General features: G+C 53.1%; 11 protein-coding genes and 1 pseudogene. 3 read left to right on the forward strand and 9 right to left on the reverse strand.

Features of this window, described 5'->3' with window-relative positions; all coding sequences use genetic code 11:
* Positions 1 to 89 precede the first annotated feature (89 nt).
* The 4 genes from Q0Y46_RS14315 to Q0Y46_RS14330 all read right to left on the reverse strand — a co-directional run bounded on the left by Q0Y46_RS14315 (position 90) and on the right by Q0Y46_RS14330 (position 4425).
* A complete protein-coding gene (locus tag Q0Y46_RS14315; RefSeq protein WP_297948412.1) occupies positions 90 to 824 on the reverse strand; it encodes an SDR family oxidoreductase in 735 nt (244 codons plus the stop codon).
* A 165-nt stretch (positions 825 to 989) separates the two neighbouring features.
* Complete coding sequence (gene hemC / locus Q0Y46_RS14320; RefSeq protein WP_297948416.1) at positions 990 to 1949, reverse strand: hydroxymethylbilane synthase; 960 nt, start codon at positions 1947 to 1949, stop codon at positions 990 to 992.
* Positions 1949 to 3169, reverse strand: coding sequence for a glutamyl-tRNA reductase (gene hemA, locus Q0Y46_RS14325; RefSeq protein WP_297948419.1), 1221 nt, complete (start codon positions 3167 to 3169; stop codon positions 1949 to 1951). The genes hemC and hemA overlap by 1 nt, the downstream gene beginning before the upstream one ends.
* 17 nt (positions 3170 to 3186) lie before the next feature.
* A complete protein-coding gene (locus tag Q0Y46_RS14330; protein WP_295679336.1) occupies positions 3187 to 4425 on the reverse strand; it encodes a CotH kinase family protein in 1239 nt (412 codons plus the stop codon).
* A 55-nt stretch (positions 4426 to 4480) separates the two neighbouring features.
* On the opposite strand from Q0Y46_RS14330, the gene Q0Y46_RS14335 reads away from it, so the two are divergent.
* A complete protein-coding gene (locus Q0Y46_RS14335) occupies positions 4481 to 5299 on the forward strand; it encodes a hypothetical protein (RefSeq protein ID WP_295679333.1) in 819 nt (272 codons plus the stop codon).
* A gap of 49 nt (positions 5300 to 5348) precedes the next feature.
* Positions 5349 to 5762: a hypothetical protein gene (locus Q0Y46_RS14340; RefSeq protein WP_295679330.1), complete on the forward strand. Its 414-nt coding sequence runs from the start codon at positions 5349 to 5351 to the stop codon at positions 5760 to 5762.
* A gap of 68 nt (positions 5763 to 5830) precedes the next feature.
* On the opposite strand, the gene Q0Y46_RS14345 is transcribed toward Q0Y46_RS14340, so the two are convergent.
* The 5 genes from Q0Y46_RS14345 to Q0Y46_RS14365 form a co-directional block, all read right to left on the reverse strand.
* Positions 5831 to 6838, reverse strand: coding sequence for an Lrp/AsnC family transcriptional regulator (locus Q0Y46_RS14345; RefSeq protein WP_295679328.1), 1008 nt, complete (start codon positions 6836 to 6838; stop codon positions 5831 to 5833).
* 13 nt (positions 6839 to 6851) lie between these two features.
* Positions 6852 to 8027 (reverse strand): putative heme d1 biosynthesis radical SAM protein NirJ1, encoded by a 1176-nt coding sequence (nirJ1, locus tag Q0Y46_RS14350; protein WP_295679325.1) that lies wholly within the window; start codon positions 8025 to 8027, stop codon positions 6852 to 6854.
* A 79-nt stretch (positions 8028 to 8106) separates the two neighbouring features.
* Entirely contained in the window at positions 8107 to 8412 is a 306-nt protein-coding gene (locus tag Q0Y46_RS14355) for a hypothetical protein (RefSeq protein WP_295679321.1), read from the reverse strand.
* 91 nt (positions 8413 to 8503) lie between these two features.
* Entirely contained in the window at positions 8504 to 10417 is a 1914-nt protein-coding gene (mnmG, locus tag Q0Y46_RS14360) for a tRNA uridine-5-carboxymethylaminomethyl(34) synthesis enzyme MnmG (RefSeq protein WP_295679318.1), read from the reverse strand.
* Between the two features lie 62 nt (positions 10418 to 10479).
* Positions 10480 to 11754: a redoxin domain-containing protein gene (locus Q0Y46_RS14365; protein WP_295679315.1), complete on the reverse strand. Its 1275-nt coding sequence runs from the start codon at positions 11752 to 11754 to the stop codon at positions 10480 to 10482.
* Positions 11755 to 11932: 178 nt separating this feature from the next.
* Between Q0Y46_RS14365 and Q0Y46_RS14370 the strand changes: the two are divergent.
* Positions 11933 to 12125, forward strand: a pseudogene (locus Q0Y46_RS14370) (proline--tRNA ligase); the annotation flags it as partial.

A 12125-nucleotide genomic window follows, 5' to 3' on the forward strand; every position in this document is an offset into this window, starting at 1 on the left:
GTCAATATAAGACGGCGAAGCCGTGATATTTCTCCCTAGCCCCTAGATTCTAACCCCTAATCACTTCCTACTGTCTACTTCCTACTCCCTCACTCCACCTTACGGCCTTTTTCGATAGCGTCAGCGAGGCTCATGCCTGTAAATTCCTGGGCACTGAACCAGCGGCCGCTCTTCTTGTCGTCAAGCAGGACGGACACCATGGAACCCGGTATCACGGTTTCGGGAGCGTTGGGTGCATTCGGGCCACCGAGATCGGTGCGGAGCCAACCTGGGTCCATCACGTTCATCATCACGTCGGTGCCGTTCAGCTTGCAGGCGAAATCTTTCACGAACTTGGTGAGGGCAGCCTTCGCACAGGCGTAGCCCATCAGCTCAGGTTCGTTGGCGATGCCGCTCGTAGTGAGCTGCATACGGCCAAAGCCGCGCTTGATCATGCCCGGCAAAAAGTGGTAGGCAATCTTCACGGGGGCGTAGAAGTTCACGGCCATCGCATGGTGGAAATCTTCCATGGTGTTGGTGAGGTAGTCGGTAAAGTAATGGCTCATGAGGCCCGCGTTGTTGAACACGAGGTCCACCTGCACGCCCCAGCTGTCGATTTCAGCGAGGGCAGCATCGATTTCGGTTTCGTTTTCGAGGTTGCAGCCCACGGCACGCGCTTCGACACCGTATTTCTTGATTTCGGCAAGTACCGGTTCGGCATGGGCCTTGTCGCGCCCCTGCACGATGATGTTCGCTCCGAGTTTCGCCATCTCTATGGCGGTGAGACGGCCTACCCCACGGCAGCCACCAGTAACCAAGGTCCATTTGCCCTTAACGTCAATCATCTTGTTCCCTTTGTGCCCGGCACCTTTAAAAATTTCAAACAACCTCCAAAATCATTCCGGAGGCCGGTTTTAAAAATAGACAAAATGGAATGCTCGGAGGCAAAAAACGGGCACACTTCTGGTTACTCCGGGAAACACCCAGAACAAGGGCCAGCTAATTTAATGTTAAAGGGATTCCCGAATCCGTTCTGCAAGGCGGATTCCAAGCGCACGGGCATTCTGGAGCCGCCTTTCAAGCGATTCTCCGTCAAAACCGGAGGCAGATTCCGCAGCGGCGCGAATTAGGCGCTGGCTTCCCTCGTCCCAATAAATTCCGCGAATTTTCAAGGTGCGGCTACCGTCCGCAAATTCTGCGAAACTGGCCACGGGGAACTGGCACCCGGCATTGAGGGCCTTCAAGTACGCCATCTCGGCAACGGCGATACAGTTGGTGTCCGCGTCGTTCACACGGGAAAGGATGCCGGCAAGAGATTGCTTCGGGCTATCGCCGCAGTGACCGACGGAACTCAGCGTCTCTATCGCAAGGATGCCCTGGCCCGATGCGGGGAGCATTTGTTCGGTGCTAAAGTATTCCGTCACCTGGCCTTCAAGCCCCATGCGTTTGAGACCGGCGGCGGCAAGCACCACGCCATCCAATTCCTCGAGCTTCGAGAGGCGCGTCTGGATGTTCCCGCGAATGGGCACGTATTCCAAATCCGGACGGAGCGATTTCAACTGCACCACACGGCGGATGCTCCCTGTACCGATGCGCGAGCCAGACGGCAAGTCCATGAATTTGAGGCCATCCACCCCCCCACAGGCAATAAAGGCATCACGAGGGTCTTCGCGCTGGAGGACTGCGGCCAGTTTGAATTCCGGCATGACTTCGGCGGGCATGTCCTTGAGGCTATGCACCGCAATATCGGCGCGACCTTCGAGCAGGGCGACTTCAAGTTCCTTGATGAACACGCCCTTGCCGCCAAAACTCGCCAGCGACTTGTCAAGACGGCGGTCGCCCTCGGTCGTCATCGGCACGAGTTCGTATGCAAGGCCCGGATTGGCCGACACGATGGCTTCGGCAACCAGAGTCGTCTGGGCCTGGGCCAAGGCACTTTTGCGGGTGGCAATACGGAGAAGTTCAGCCATTACTTACCTCCGCGCAGGCACTTGAGGTATGTCCGCACGTCATCGAGCGGATTGCATTCCTTTACCTTGTACAAATACTCGTTCACCATCTTCTTGGCGAAACGCACATACATCATCTGGATGCGGCTGCGGTCGACTTCCGACACCTCGGGCAACGAGCGCAACAGCTTTTCGCATTCCATGTCAGCCGTCTGCACCGTTTTTTCGGCAAGCAGGTGAATCTCCTTAGCAATGTCGTCCATGCGGTACCACTGCAAAAATTCGTCCAGGCCTTCCTTCAAAATTTTCTGCGCGGCTTCCAGTTCGACCATGCGCAAGCGACGGTTCTCGGAGACAATCTTTTCGAGGTCATCGACGCACACGTACTGCACGCCGGGGAGTTCGCCGATGGAGGCCTCGGCATTGCGCGGGCTACCGAGGTCAATGACAAGGCGCGCTCTGCCCCCCGCCTTCTCAAATTCATTCTTCGTGACAATCGGTTCCTGGCATGCGCTGCACAAAATCACCACATCGCACTGGCCAAGCACCTGGTAACGGTCTTCGAACTTGACGGGAGTCAGCACGTCAGCAAATTTTTGGGCATTCGCGAACGTCCTGCTGCTCGCAAAAATCTTCGTCGTATTTTCCTGCACGTACTTGAGCATGAGCGATCCCATCTCGCCCAAGCCCACGATATACACCGTGCGATTTTCGAGGTCATCGAAGGAATGCTGCACCTGCTTCATCGCCAAGAACGGAATGTTGCAGCTGAGTTTGCTCAGGTTAGTTTCCGTCTTGATGCGCTTGGTCGTATGGATAGCGCCCTGGAACAACTTGTTGAGGCTGTTGCCCGTCGCCCCGAACTTGAGAGCGGTCTCGTAAGCGCGGCCAATCTGGTGCAGAATTTGGTCTTCGCCCATCGCCACGGAATCAAGCCCCGCACACACGTTCATCACATGGTGGGCAACTTCGTCTCCCGACTTGAAATAGAAAAACTTCGCAAAATCTTCGTAGCTTTGGCGGGCCAGGTCGCACACGTAACGTACAATTTCCGCCTCGCCAATATCGCGGTCCGACGCCACATAGACCTCGGTGCGGTTGCAAGTCGCCAAAATCAGGAGTTCGTCAAAAGGAGAATGGGCAAGCGCTTCCGATTTCACATCCATCGGGATGTAGAACTTCTCGCGGACTGCAATTTCGGCCACCTTGTGGCTCATACCTGCCATGTAAATCTTGCGCATGTTCCAAAATTAGAAAATTAGAGATTGCCTTCAATCCAGTCGTAGCGTTCCTTCATCCACCGGACCATAGATTCAACAGCCTCGTCATAGGAATCGTACGGAGCCTTGAGCGCCCAGTTCTCGGTATTGCCTATAATCGGCCACCGTTTGTATTCGTTCTTGAGGGCCCGTTCTATGATTGTGCGATACACAGGTACACTGTCTATCAGGGCCCGGAACTTTTCTTTATTTTCATTCCAATAGTTCGCCATCTGGTTCCTCACCCCAGGGACCCAAAAGATTTTCGCATTCCAACTGTAACTGCGGATATACCACTCCGACGAGGGCATCACGTCTTCGCGGGATTCATTGCCAAAGGCCAAGTCAAAATCCCAAAGCGGGCCAAAACGGATCGGCCCATCTTTTTCCCAAGTCATGAATATGCTCCGCGAAAAATTGCCATCCTCGTTCTTGGAAAATTCCTGGACCCAGTAATAAAGCGCATAAGACTCCATGTCTACCCACTCGGTAATGTCGGAAGTCGTCCAACCGGAATTGGAAAGATACCGTTCAAAAGCATTCAAGTGGTCTAGCAATAAAGACTGGGAGTATTCAGATGCTTCATGGGGTGACCGGATGTGGAAAATGTTATTTTCATTCGTTACAATGTAAGGATCGTCATATTTCGTGTCGCCTTCTTTTTCGAAAAAGAAGCTGGAATCGTTCTGTGGAATATTGACGCGTTCTTTTGCCACCTTGACCGACTCCGTGAGGAGGTAAAGGCCCTTGTATTCTCGATTCAGGTAAAGCTCCACATAGCAGGCCCTCGGAGTATAGCTTGCCCCCAACCATTCCGATAGCCGAAACGCCATGTAATTTCTCAAATGCGTCTTGTCGCCAAAGTTTCCGACAAGGACCCAGTCTCTGCTCTTGGGCATCCCGAATAAAGACACTTTGTCCACAAATTCAAGTTTCATCCCGTACTTGGGCATTTTAAAGCTGGAATTCCCACGACCATGGACATTCAAGGCCAAAACTTCACTTTCTGGCTGGCGCTCGCCATAAATCTGGAAATAGGAGCGGTGTTCCGTTTCTCTATCACGGATGCGGGCAAAGTCTTCTGTTTCAATGACAAGCCTCGGCAACCCTGCATAAGGGTATTCCGAATCGTCGAGCGGTAAATAATCAGGATGTTTTTCCGTCTCCTCCCAATAACATCCCCCTAAAACGAAGGATGCGCACAATAGCAAAAAAGGGATGAGCCTTGTCAATTCCATAAATCGGAAACAAAATACAAAAGTTTTTTGCTCACGCTTTTTATATTTTGGCATCATGTTCAAGTTCAGCAGTTGTTTTCTCGCCTTATGCCCCATTATCGTCTGGGCCACAGAAACACTGCACCCAATCTACCCACCGGCAACAACTTTTTCCACCGCAGGTATTTTCGAACTGATCGACGACATCTACAGCGTAGACGCTACAGCCGCGTTCGAATTCGCTCCATTCGAATGGGCGAGCATCTATGTTGACGGATCATTCCGCTTCATGAGCTACAGCTACGAGATGTCGGTTAAAGGCTACGAGCACAATTACTGCAACTTGCACGTCAATGGATTCAACGAAACATATCTGGGAACAAAAATCCTTCCCTTGAACAACTTCGGTCTGGACATCAACTGGAGATTTCCGCCTGGCGAAGGTTCGCAAAAATACCGATTCCACAGGCTGAACCTGGAGCCATTCGCCCTATTAAAAATTTCAGACCACCTGCTCGGTGGTCTCGCGCTACGCTACAACACATTCCTCGAAGATGCGAACTATAAACCCGGCGACGAAATCGGGGCAAAGGCTTCACTCATTTTTAAATTCCTATGGGTTGATCACATGCAAACCGGTTGGACACTCGAGAATACGTTCCTTTATCAAAAGAGAATCCAGGAATCCGAAAACAGGAATCTCGACAAACCATACCAAGGCATGAAGGACAAATACCAAGGAATCAGATTGCACTTGGACTTGACCCGCCATTTCGAATTGTTCGAAAAGAAGGTCGGATTCGGCATCGATTATCAAATTAACGAAGGCACCCTGTTCGGATTCGAAACCGGCCATCGAGTCGGCCTCCACTTGAAACTCGGTGCAGTACCGTAAAAAAAAATATACTATATTTTGTTTATCTCAAATACATTAGGAGATAAACATGAAATCCTTACTTTCTATCGTTCTCGTCGTTGCAACGGCTTTCGCACTTTCCGCCTGCTCTAACTACAGCAAGCGCAATTACACAGAAGTTCCTCTCAGCGAAGGAGAAGAAATCGTTCCGTTCAATGAATTCTGCTACTTCGAAACTGAACCGCAAGGCGCAGCATTCAAGATTGTCAAAAAGAAAACGGTTGTAGCCGGCAATGTCTACGGTTCCCCCGACGCCCTGCTTCCCAAGCTTGAAGAAAAAGTCAAGACTCAGGGAGGAAACTCTATTGCCAACTTCAACGCCTCCCAGCGTTTCGGTTTCTGGCCCTGGCGCGCAATCAGGCCGATTGTCAGCGGTGACGCAATCCAGATTATGAACGCACATGGCAAGAGCTGTGCCGAACTTGGCGGACACACCCGCTAAACAATCGGCAGAACCCAAATCTTACCGAATCCATGAATTCGACCCCCGCATCCCATGCGGGGATTTTTTTATGCGAAATAGCGGAAACTTGTCTTTTTGAGTTCTTTGACAGAATGGAGCACAACGTAGTCCGGATTGCCTAGCTCACGAACACATTCTTCGACAAAGGCAGCGAGTTCCTCGGAAGACTGCGCATGAATCATCGCATACAGGTTATACGGAAAGCCCTCGAACACCGGCCGTTCGTAGCAATGCGAAACAAAAGACTTTTGTGCCAAAGCGTTCCCTCTCTCGTCTTTCGTTTCTCGTCTCTCGTCTAAACCAAAACAAACCATCGCATTATACGCAAAGCCCGCTTCCTGGTGCCGGAGGATAGCCCCAAAGCGGCGCATTCTTTTTTTGGCGAGATCGTCGCGAAGTTCTTCGATAGAAACACTCCAGTCCTTGAAAGGCGTAAGCGTATGCGGGATATCATCGCAAGCGATGCTGATGCGGGCGCGGTCATCTGTAGACAGTTCTCGGGCACGAGATTGCTTCGCTTCATTGCATTCCGCTCGCAATGACAAATCAGGGTTACACACATCGCTCAAGATAGCGCCACTGTCTACTGGCGCGCCAGCGCCCCTCATTACCGTATTTATCTTGAACTTCTTTGTCGCGGAAAGGATATGCACGTCGTGCAGGTCCGTACTTGCGCAAAGCCCGTCCACGATTTTGCGGATTTCGCCTTCGGACTGTGCAATGACCGTGAACCACACATTGTATTCATGAGAGCGAACGTAATTGTGCGTGATGGCCGAGATTTCGTTGATCGCGGCGGTGAACTTGTCAATGTCGGTAACCTTGCCCGCACAGAGGCGCGAAATAAAGCCGAGCGCCTTGGAATCGTACACTCCGCCGATGCGACGGATAACACCAGACTTGCGCAGGTTTTCGACAGCCTCGAAAACTTGCTGTTCCGTGACGGGGCCATCCTCTGTGCTGAACTTGTCTGCAAGCACCTGGTAGGGGCGCTCTTCCAGCGGGAAAGCGTCCTGAATAATCGCTAGGAGATTCTGTTCAAGTTCCCTAACCACTAATCACCAACCACTAACCACTGATTATTTCTTCATCCGTCAAATAACACGCCGGATCCTGTTCCCAGAAGTCGCCGGTAACGGCCTCGGCGCGGGTACGGAAGTTGCCGTTGCACAGGTTCAGGTAGGCACACTTGGGGCAGCGTCCCTTCAAAATCGGCTTGCGGTTCTTGAGGCCAGCCATGATCGGGTTGCTTTCATCGCTCCAGATTTCGCCGAAGTTGCGCTCGCGCACGTTGCCGAGCGTGATGTACTGCGTGAACTGGTCGGGGTGAACGTTACCGATGCTGTCGATGTTACCGAAAGCCATGCCGCTGCGGTTGCCGCCATTACGCTGGATGAGTTCGAGCACCTTTTCAGCACGGGCGGGGTCTTCGCGCTTCATGCGCAAGTACAGGTAGACGGCGTCGGCATGGTTGTCGACGGTCAGGATTTCCTTGTCGATGCCGCGCTTCTTGAAATCGAGCGTACGGTCGATAATCAGGTCCATCGCCTTGCGGCTTTCTTCGTGGTTCAAGTCATTTTCGACCATCGCGGAGCCACGCCCGCTGTAAACCAAATGATAAAAGCAAACACGGTCGATATTCTCGCTTTCGAGCAAATCGAAAATCGCATTCAAGTCCTGCACATTGTAGCGCGTAATCGTGAAGCGGAGCCCCACCTTCTGGCCCGTCGCCACGCAGTTGCGGATACCACGGAGCGCAAGCCTGTAGGCGCCCTCCTTGCCACGGAACTTGTCGTGAGTCGCTTCGCAACCATCCAGGCTGATGCCCACATAACCCACGCCCATGTCCTTGAGTTTTTGGGCGACATCGGGCGTAATGCAGGTTCCGTTCGTACTGATAGTCGGGCGGATGCCCTTGCTTGCCGCATAGTTCGCGAGTTCGAAAAAATCAGGGCGCAAAAGCGGTTCACCACCGCTGAACAAGATAACCGGAACTTTAAAATCAGCAAGTTGATCGATGAGAGCCAAGCCTTCTTCGTGCGAAAGTTCGTTCTGGTACTTGATGGCTTCGGAACGGGCATAGCAGTGTACACAGCTCAAATTGCAGGTCTTGGTGCAGTTCCACACCACTACGGGGCCACGGCCCGGCGCCACACCGTTCTTGCATTCATGCGCCTTAGGTTCGTAGCGCAGTTGGTCGCCGTAATTCGGCGAATCCATCAAAAGCTTGGTAATGCTAATCATGGGCACAAATTTAGAAATTTACAACAAAAAAACGCCCCACTCACATGGGACGTTTTCAAATTCAGAAGTATAAGCAGCTTTACTTTTCAGCAGCGAATTTCTTGGACGCGGCCTTGACCTTGGGGTCGGACATGGCGTCCTTGATCTTCTGCTTGATGCCGTCTTCGATGGACTTTTTAAGCTTGGCTGCGAGGTTGGGGAAACGTTCTTCCAGGGAATCGCTAAAGATGGCCGGCTTCTTGGCAGCGAGGGCGCCGCCCTTGCGCTTGGCGTTGGCGGGGCGCTTCTTCTTGGCCGGGGCCTTCTTCTCTTGAGATTTTTCTGTAGATTTCGGTTCCTGAGGCTTGACTTCTTCTGTGGTTTTGACTTCTGTTTCTTCTGCCATAATATACCTCTTGGAAAATGATTAATAGACGCGCGCAAAGATAGTAATTTTTGCAAAAATTATCAAGTGAGGGCACCCTAGCCCCCAGATCCTAGCCCCTATTCTCCAACCAATGGGCAAGGACGGTGATATCGGCGGGGCGGACGCCGGGGATGCGGCTAGCCTGCCCCAGCGTGAGCGGCTTGTGGGCGTTCAGGCGCTGGCGGCTCTCGATGCTGATGGCGGTCACCTGCATAAAATCCATGTCGGCGGGAAGCCGGACCGACTCCATCTTCTTCTGCTCGACAATTTCCCTTTCCTGGCGGTCGAAGAAACCCGCGTAGAGTTCCTGGGCGTACATGTACCACTGGTCGCGGCGGGTGAGCTGCATATCGGGCAGAGCCACTTTGAAGAAGGCCTCGGGGTCAATGCCGGGGCGGCGGAACACGTTAATCCAGCGGGTGCGCTCCATCGCGAGGGCTTGGCCACCCGCGGCGAGGATTTCGTTTGCCAGCTCGGGCGTGGCCGACTCGTCCACCATACGGGAATGAGCCACATCCATCAGTTCACGGCGGCGCTTCCAGTCGGCGTAGTCATCATCCGAAATCATGCCGATTTCGTGAGCACGTTCCTTGAGGCGCATCTCGGCGTTGTCGCTACGCAAGAAAAGGCGGTATTCGGCGCGGCTCGTGAACATCCTGTAAGGCTCGTCGAGCAGGATGTTCGAGAGGTCGTCCGCCATTACCCCCAGGTAACTGTCGGAACGGCCTAAAATAAAGGGGCCCTCCCCCTTTATTTTCAGAGCCGCATTGATGCCAGCCAGCAATCCCTGGCCCGCAGCTTCTTCGTAGCCGCTCGTGCCGCAGACCTGGCCCGCAAAGTAGAGCCCCGGAACCTTCTTGCACTCGAAGGTCGGGTAAAGTTGCGTCGCGTCGACGGAGTCGTATTCCACCGCATAGCCGATTTGCAACACGCGGGCGCGCGTAAGCCCAGGAATCGTGTGGATGGCGGCGAGCTGGATGTCGGCAGGCAGGCTCGAACTGAACCCGTTGATGTACACGCGACCGATGTCCGCCTGTTCCGGTTCCAGGAACAGCTGGTGCCCGTCGCGGTCGCCAAAGCGGTTAATCTTGTCTTCGATGCTCGGGCAGTAACGCGGCCCCTTGCCGTGGATGCGCCCGCTGAACATGGGGCTGTCCTTGAAGCCGCTGCGCAAAATGTCGTGCGTCTTGACGTTCGTGCGCGTAATCCAACAGACGCAGTCGTTGCGAACAAACTTGCTTGCCGGGTCGCCCCAGAAATAATCGGCGGCGCGTCCGGGGACAGTCTCCGCCAAGTGGCGGTCGCTCATCGGCCAGGGCACATCGTCGCCGTGCTGCACGTCGCATTCGTCAAAATCGATTGAATCGGGATCCAGCCTACTCGGGGTGCCCGTTTTGAGGCGGCGCAGCGCAATCCCTTCGCGGGCGATACATTCCGACAACTTATCTGCACTCGGTTCCCCCACGCGCCCACCGATGCTCGTCTCAAGCCCGGTGAACATCTTGGATGCCAAGAATGTTCCGCTCGTTATCACGAGCGCGCGCGTGATATAGCGGTCGCCGTTCAGCAGAGTCAGTTCCAGGCGCCCGTCCGGCATACGTTCGAACGCGGCGAGTTCTCCCTGGACAACAGAAAGACCCGGCAAATTCGTAATCACTTCGCGGGCAATTTCGCTGTAATACTTCATGTCGCACTGAGCACGCGGGCCCCACACAGCAGGGCCCTTGCTCATGTTGAGCATGCGGAACTGGATGCCCGCCTTGTCGGTCAAAAGCCCCATCAGGCCGCCGAGGGCGTCAATGTCGCGCACAATCTGGCCCTTGGCCACACCGCCTACGGCTGGGTTACAACTCATACGCCCGATGGCATTAATATCCATCGTGAACATGGCGGTCTTTACGCCCAATTTCCAGGCGGCGTGCGTCGCCTCGATGCCAGCATGGCCGCCACCGATGACAACAACGTCATATTCCGCTAATATCATGATTCACCGAATCAACTTACAATGCAAAAAAAGGCACACCGATGGTGTGCCCGAACGAATGATTACTTAGTAACAGGAGCGGCAGGCTTGGTCGTATCGGCCTGGGCCGGAGCCTCCAGTTTCCATTCCACCGGCTTGCCGCCGAGGAGAGCCTTGATGTCGGCCTTGATCTGGTCCTTTTCTCTTTCGATAGAACCATAGAGTTTGTAGGAGCCATCCGGGTTCACGAGGTAAATCTTGGGAACATAACCATCGCTGTAGAGTTCACCGAACTGGCGGTGTTCGTCCCAGCCGACCTTGATATTATCGTTCCACTTGAGATCGTCAATGAACGTACGGATGCCACGCTTCGGGTTTCCACCAGAGGCGACAGCGAGCGTCGTGAGTCCGTCCTTCGCAAATTCGTCGGCAATTTCAAGAATCACCGGAGCGGCATGGCGGCAATGCGGGCAAGTCGTGGAGAAATAGAACACGAACAGCGGCCTGTTGGAATATTCGCCGAAAGTTTCACCGGAATAGCTGATACCGGTCACCTTCACGGCGGGGTTCATCTTGGCAGGCATACCATTCACAAGGGTGTCGCCACGGAGGCTGGCCACTTCGGCCTTGAGCTTTTCCTCTTCTTCGCGCTGCTTCTTGACTGCTTCTTCACGGAGGGAATCCATCTTGGCCCTGTAACGGGTTCCAATAGAATCCAGGGACTCCTTGGACAACTGGAGATTGAAAGTAGTATCCAAAGCCTTCTTAGCACCATCGAGGATACCCATTTCAAAATATGCCGTTTCGAACTCAGTATTGAACTGGTTTCCGATATTGCCAAAGTTGCTCCCGAGTTGCATACCGACCAAGTAGGAGAACTTGACGTTCATCGAGGAATTAGCTTCGATCTTGACCGGAAGCGTTACACCTTCGTCGGCGGCTTTGATCGGAAGCGTTCTTTGGACAGAATCCGAATACGCCATAATGCCCATACGGTCACGGGTGGCAATCGTTACGCTATCGGGCCTTGTCGCTTCGTAACGTTCACGGGCAATTGCTGCATAGTGCGAATTGATAATCCCGATTGTATCCGGTTCCAACTGGACCTTGAAAGCCGTGTCCTTCGAAGCCTTGACCATGTCGCGAGCACCCTGAATCAGGGCGTTCTGGTTCACATATTCGCCCATCTGGCGAGCGAGGGAACCAAAAGCATGTTCACCCATCTGGGTACCCAGCATATAGGCAAACTTTTGGTCATCCGTAGAATTGGGGGTAATAGCAGCGGGAGCCTGCTTTTCCTGGTTACAAGCAACAAGGGCAAGTACACAAGCTCCGTAGACAAAAATTTTAGACTTCATTTTAGACTCCTAAGAATCGTTTTTGTAAAAAGACGCAAGGTCTCTTTTCGCGTTGTCAAAAATAACAAATTCGTTAAATACACGATTATAACCACTGAAATTTTCCCTTTAAATACCTCAAATATTTCTATTTTTTCGCCGTATTCAAAAAGCCCGTAGGGCACCAGAAGGATTAAAAATGAAACTCTCCAAGTATTTTTACGTGACGCTCCGCGAAACGCCGAGCGACGCCACCATGCCCTCCCACATCTTCCTCATGCGCGGCGGTTACATCAAGCCCGTTTCTACCGGTATCTACTCCATGATGCCGATGGGCTTCCGCGTGATCCAGAAGATTGTAAACATCATCCGCGAAGAAATGAACAAGATTG

It is taken from the genome of uncultured Fibrobacter sp. (assembly GCF_947305105.1).
GTDB lineage: Bacteria > Fibrobacterota > Fibrobacteria > Fibrobacterales > Fibrobacteraceae > Fibrobacter.

Coding starts and splice junctions, on each gene's coding strand:
- Q0Y46_RS14315 (WP_297948412.1), bottom strand. CDS start 824: ATGATTGACGTTAAGGGCAAATGGACCTTGGTTACTGGTGGCTGCCGT.
- hemC (WP_297948416.1), bottom strand. CDS start 1,949: ATGGCTGAACTTCTCCGTATTGCCACCCGCAAAAGTGCCTTGGCCCAG.
- hemA (WP_297948419.1), bottom strand. CDS start 3,169: ATGCGCAAGATTTACATGGCAGGTATGAGCCACAAGGTGGCCGAAATT.
- Q0Y46_RS14330 (WP_295679336.1), bottom strand. CDS start 4,425: ATGGAATTGACAAGGCTCATCCCTTTTTTGCTATTGTGCGCATCCTTC.
- Q0Y46_RS14335 (WP_295679333.1), top strand. CDS start 4,481: ATGTTCAAGTTCAGCAGTTGTTTTCTCGCCTTATGCCCCATTATCGTC.
- Q0Y46_RS14340 (WP_295679330.1), top strand. CDS start 5,349: ATGAAATCCTTACTTTCTATCGTTCTCGTCGTTGCAACGGCTTTCGCA.
- nirJ1 (WP_295679325.1), bottom strand. CDS start 8,027: ATGATTAGCATTACCAAGCTTTTGATGGATTCGCCGAATTACGGCGAC.
- Q0Y46_RS14355 (WP_295679321.1), bottom strand. CDS start 8,412: ATGGCAGAAGAAACAGAAGTCAAAACCACAGAAGAAGTCAAGCCTCAG.
- mnmG (WP_295679318.1), bottom strand. CDS start 10,417: ATGATATTAGCGGAATATGACGTTGTTGTCATCGGTGGCGGCCATGCT.
- Q0Y46_RS14365 (WP_295679315.1), bottom strand. CDS start 11,754: ATGAAGTCTAAAATTTTTGTCTACGGAGCTTGTGTACTTGCCCTTGTT.